This is a genomic window from Candidatus Palauibacter australiensis, from assembly GCA_026705295.1.
Classification (GTDB): domain Bacteria; phylum Gemmatimonadota; class Gemmatimonadetes; order Palauibacterales; family Palauibacteraceae; genus Palauibacter; species Palauibacter australiensis.
Genome location: JAPPBA010000157.1, coordinates 1 through 5,072, shown reverse-complemented (window position 1 = coordinate 5,072; position 5,072 = coordinate 1). Strand labels below are relative to the sequence as shown.

Here is a 5,072-nt window from a genome sequence, read left to right as displayed (position 1 = left end):
ACTCGGCGGGCGGCACGAGGGTCGGCAAGCCCGTGACCGCGACCGACGAAGACGGCGACGACCTGACCTACGTCATCCTCGCGGACGGCGACGCCGCGCCGTTCGAGATCGATTCCGGGACCGGCCGGATCAAGGTGGCCGCGGACGCGGCGCTGAACTACGAGAGCGGAGACACGCTGTTCACGGTCAGCGTCGAGGCGAGCGACGGCGAGCTCGCGGACACCGCCTCGGTGACGATCCGGGTGAAGGACGCGGACGATCCGGGCGCGGTCGCGCTGAGCCCCGGGGTGGCGCGGGTGGGCGTCGAGCTTGTCGCGACGCTGACGGACGAGGACGGCGTGCGGAGCGCGGGCAGGAAGCGCCGGTGGCAGCGTTCGGCGAACGGCAGTTCGTGGAACGAGATCGCCACGGGCGGGGCGTACAACCCCGTCGCCGCCGACGAGGGCAGGTGGCTGCGGGCGGTGTTCACCTACAGGGACGGCCACGGTCCCGGAAAGCGGGCGGTGAGCGACCCGGTGAAGGTGCTGCCGGCGAACGCGGCGCCCTCGTTCGGGGCCGCGTTCGAGCGCGAGGTGGCGGAGAACTCGCCGGGCGGCACGAAGGTCGGCGCGCCGGTCGCGGCGACCGACCCGGACAACGCGTCGCTGTCGTACGGTTTCGCCGAAGGCGGAGACGAGGCGCTGTTCGGGATCGACGCTTCGACGGGCCAGATCGTCGTGGCCGAGGGCGCGGCGCTCGACTACGAGGGCGGCGACACGCTGCTCGCGGTGCGGGTCGAGGCGAGCGACGGCGAGCTTGCCGACACCGCATCGGTGACGATCCGGGTGACGAACGCGGACGATCCGGGCCGGATCGTGCTCAGCGCGGACGTGGCGCGGGTGGGCGAGCGGCTGACCGCGACGCTGATGGACGAGGACCGCTCGGTCGAGCGGAGCAAGATGCGGACGTGGCAGCGTTCGCCAGACGGCGCTGCGTGGACCATGATCGTGCAGGGGGCGGAGCGGCGGTTCTACACCCCGGCCGAAGCCGACAGGGGCAAGTACCTGCGCGCGGTGTTCACCTACACCGACGGCCACGGGCCGGGCAAGCGCGCGGAGAGCGCGGCCGTGATGGTCGTGGGCGCGACGACGCCGGTCGTCTCGTTCGGCGCGCAAAGCTACGCGACCGCGCCGGGTGGATCCGCCGATGTCGCCGTGCTCCTGTCGCCCGCGGCCTCCTCGGCGCTCGCCATCGAGGTCGTGGCCGGGGACAGCACGCACACCGTCACGTTCCGGAGCGGAGCGGGTGCGGGCACCCTGAGCGTCGGCACGGCGGGCCTCTCGGCCGGGGACACTCTTGCCATACGGTTCGGCGACCTGCCGGAAGGGGTTGCCGTCGGCGTTCCCGCAGCCACGCGGATCGTCGTGGCGGCGGTGGCCGGAGACCGGATATCCCGATCCGTGGCCGAGGACGGTTCGCCGACCGAGCTTGAAGTCGAGTACGTGCAGGCGGAGTACACGGCGGTCGCGGGCGGGCCGGGGACCGAGATCACGCTGCGGGCGAACCCCGCCGCCGACCGGCGGGTGGCGGTGCCGCTCACGGCCACGCACGCCTCGTCCGTGGAATCCATGTTGCCGGACTCGGTCGTGTTCGAGCCCGGCGACTCGCTCGCGGCGTTCATGCTCGAAGTTCCGGCCGGGACCGGGTCCGGCCTCCTCGCGCTCGCGTTCGGCGCGCTGCCCGAGGCCGTGAGCGCGGGTGCCGTCGCCTCCGCCACCGTCGATATCGCGGACCACGATCCCGGCCCGCTCCGGGACGAGGCGTTCGACCTCGGACTCGCCGTCTTCGGACGCGCCGTGGCCGAGGGCGCGCGGCAGGCCGTCGGAGCGCGCATCGACGCCGTCATGCGGCCCGCGGGAAGCGTTTCCGGGACCGGCATGCCCGGATCGGCGGCGGAGTGGGTCGGACGCGCAGCCGGCACCCTCGCCTCGCTCAGCGGCGTGTCCCTGAGCGCATCCTCGGCGGCCGACATGATCCGCCGATCCGATTCGGTCGATCTGCCGTCCGGGCGGGAGGCCGTCCGGCGCCTGTTGCCCAGCCTCTCGTTCGCCACCGCGCTCGGGCCGCAGTCCTTGGAGGGGCGGCCGAGGATCGGACTCTGGGCCGAAGGATCCGCACAATCGTTCCGGGGCGATCCCGCGGGAGCCGACTACGACGGCGGCCTCCGCGCGCTCACCGTCGGGGCCGACGCACGCATCGGCTCCTCCGCGCTGCTCGGAGTATCGCTCATGCGCAGCGACGGCGACCTCGACTACTCGCGGCACTCCGCAAAAGGCTCGATGGGACACGGCATGAACAGCGTCCATCCCTACCTGTTCCTCCAGCCTTCCCCCGGAATCGGACTCTGGGCCATGGCCGGATACGGAAGCGGGGATGTCCGGTACGACGAGCGCCACGGCAACACGGAAGCGTCGATGCGCATGCTCTCGGGCGGCGTCAAGGTGCCGCTCGCACGCAGCGGCGCGTTCGGGCTCGCCCTCAACGGCGACGCGTTCACCGTCGGCATGAGCGCCGAAGACGGCCGGCGAGAAGGCTCGGCCTCGCGCGCACGTGCGCTTCTCGAAGCGTCTTGGACGGGCGGAGGACTCAAGCTCGCCACCCAGGCCGGGGCGCGCTACGACGGCGGCGACGCCGACACGGGCGGCGGCGGCGAGACCGGAGCCTCGGTCGGCTATGCGGGCCACGGGCTCGACCTCGATCTCCGTGGAAGGCTGGCCTTCGGGTCCGGCAACCACCGCGAATGGGGCGCCGCGCTCAGGCTCGCGTTCGACCCCGGAACACGGGGCGAAGGGTTCCGGCTCGCGGTCAGCCCCCGGCACGGGCATGACCGGAACGGCATCCACGGGCTCATGGACGCCCGGACCCTCCGGATGATGACGCCAACCGCGGGACGGGAATGGCGGCTCGACGCCGAAGCCGGCTACGGGTTCAAGAACCCCGGCGGCGAAGGCGCGCTCGACGGCTACACCCGACTCTCGGCGGATGGCCGGAACCGTGCGTGGTCGTTCGGAAGCCGGTACGGCGTCAGCCGGACCCTGCGGCTCGGAATCGAGGGATCGCGCAACCAACTGCCCGGTCAAGACCCCAACCTCGGACTCAGACTTGCGCTCGACTTCACCTTCTGAACCTCGCGCGCCGGTATGCGGCGAGTCCCTTGGGAACCTGCCGCGGAACCACCCGCCCGCCGGTTGGGAAGGTGTGGAGTGGACTGGATGTTGATTTAGTCCGGTGAGACGGCGACCACGGCCTGCGTCGCCTCCAGCGCCTTCAAGCAATTGACGACGGGCTCCCAACGACTCCAACCCCTGTCGGCGTAGAGCCGGATCACCTGATGGCGCACACGCGACACGCGGCCACCGCCAGCCGTCGCAACCGCGCTTCAACCCCGTTTCCTTGGCTCGATCATCCGCCGCGAGGATGTCGAGTTCCTCCACCGAAGGCCCAAAGCCGGGGGTACTCCTACCCCTATGCGGGTCGAGTCCGTGCGTTACGGTGGATCCTACGGCCTAGGATTCCGGATCGCCCCTAACAGCCCTCCAAGCCCAATCGCGGCGAAGAGGAGCAAGAGTTCCGAGAGGGACTTATGTCCACTCCTTGAACGAGGCCTTGGACCACGCGAAGGGATCCCGACATCGTTCACGTCCCCATCTCACGCAGTAAGTTCGTACGGAGGCGAAGCTGACCAAAGTTCCAAATGGCGGCCTTGTGTTATTCAGGCCCCCGGCTCGTATCCGAGTTGACTGAGACGTTTCTGAGCCGTCAGGCGCTGGTCGTGCGAGAAGAGCGACTCAAACTCGGCCTCCAAGGCTAGCGCTTCCACCGTCAAGTCCAAGCGTCTGCATCTCCACATCGCCTCAAGACCAGCAGCCCATTGAGGACCTGAACGGCCATGGAGCAACAGCTTGGCGGTTTCGAAGCCTCCGTGCTGCCCCAGCATCGTGCGAAACCGAGCGGCGTTGTATCCGCACTCCGATTGCGCCCGTTCGCAGATTCGCCACATCCGCTGATCGAAACGCCGTTCTAAAGCACTGTCGTGCTGACCGTCCATGCGGTGCGTCCAGATTCTGGGGTTGGCGTTCCTCTATCCTAGAATGAATCCGGGCAGAAGTGCGCGCAAGTCCCGCCATTCACGTCCGTTTCTACCGCTCTCGGGGCAAGGTCCAGCAAGGTCCAGTATAACAGCGGCAAACGCAGATCGTGCAGCCCTGATTGAACTTACGTGATCTCTTGCCGTGATTCGGACCTCGGTTGCTCCGCCCGTCCGTCGGATCCGCTTGAAGCGGACCCTGACGTGGCCACCGTCGGCATCGTGCTCATCGCTGGCGAGGAGGTCGCCCGCATGCTGGCAGCCCACCCGCACCGTCCACGCACCGGCTCCCCGCCTAGGTTGGACGCGGTCCTGAAGGGACCCGGATGGGTGGCCGCATTCTCGGAAACCGTGCCGTTGGATTCATGCACGCTCGCCAGCCCGGACAGGTGGCCCGGGCCGACAACCTGCCTCCAGGCCGCGCTGCCAGAGCCGATCCGGCCGCGAGTCCGATACGGTATCGCGGGAACCACGGCAACGGGCGAGTTCACCGGCACGGTGCTCGTGCCCGCGCCGCCCGAACTGCTGGAGCCCGGAGACACGCTGGCGCTGCCACCGCCCTCTGGAGCGAGGCGGGTCGAGGTAGCGGTTCGCTACAGGATCGAGCCCGATGTGGGTACGGTGCGAGTCGAGATCCCGGATGCGTCGGAGACCTCGGACGACGGAACCGAGGTGAAGGTCGATCTGGGCCTGCTCGGCGTCATACCCGCAACGCTCGAAGGCACCGGAACCGACACGCTCTCCGTGCGGTACCGCGGCAAGCCGATGCGTTTCTCCCTGCGACTGCTCGCACTGGGATGGAACCATACCAACTTCTTGGCGCACACGGGCAGTTTCCCGTTGCCCGAGCCGTGGCCCAACTTCGGCATTGAAGGCAAGGGCGCATACGGCTATTTTGCCGCCGCCGCGCCATCGCGGGCCGCGGAGATCCAAGTGAGATAAGCGC

2 protein-coding genes are annotated in these 5,072 nt (G+C 69.3%); both read left to right on the top strand.

Translation table 11 applies throughout. The features are described from left to right. Nucleotides 1-3,164: cadherin domain-containing protein (locus tag OXN85_13175; protein MCY3600912.1), on the top strand; the 3,164-nt coding region annotated here is incomplete at its 5' end. A 1,166-nt stretch (nucleotides 3,165-4,330) separates the two neighbouring features. Further along, nucleotides 4,331-5,068: a hypothetical protein gene (locus OXN85_13170; GenBank protein MCY3600911.1), complete on the top strand. Its 738-nt coding sequence runs from the start codon at nucleotides 4,331-4,333 to the stop codon at nucleotides 5,066-5,068. The last annotated feature ends 4 nt before the right edge of the window (nucleotides 5,069-5,072 follow it).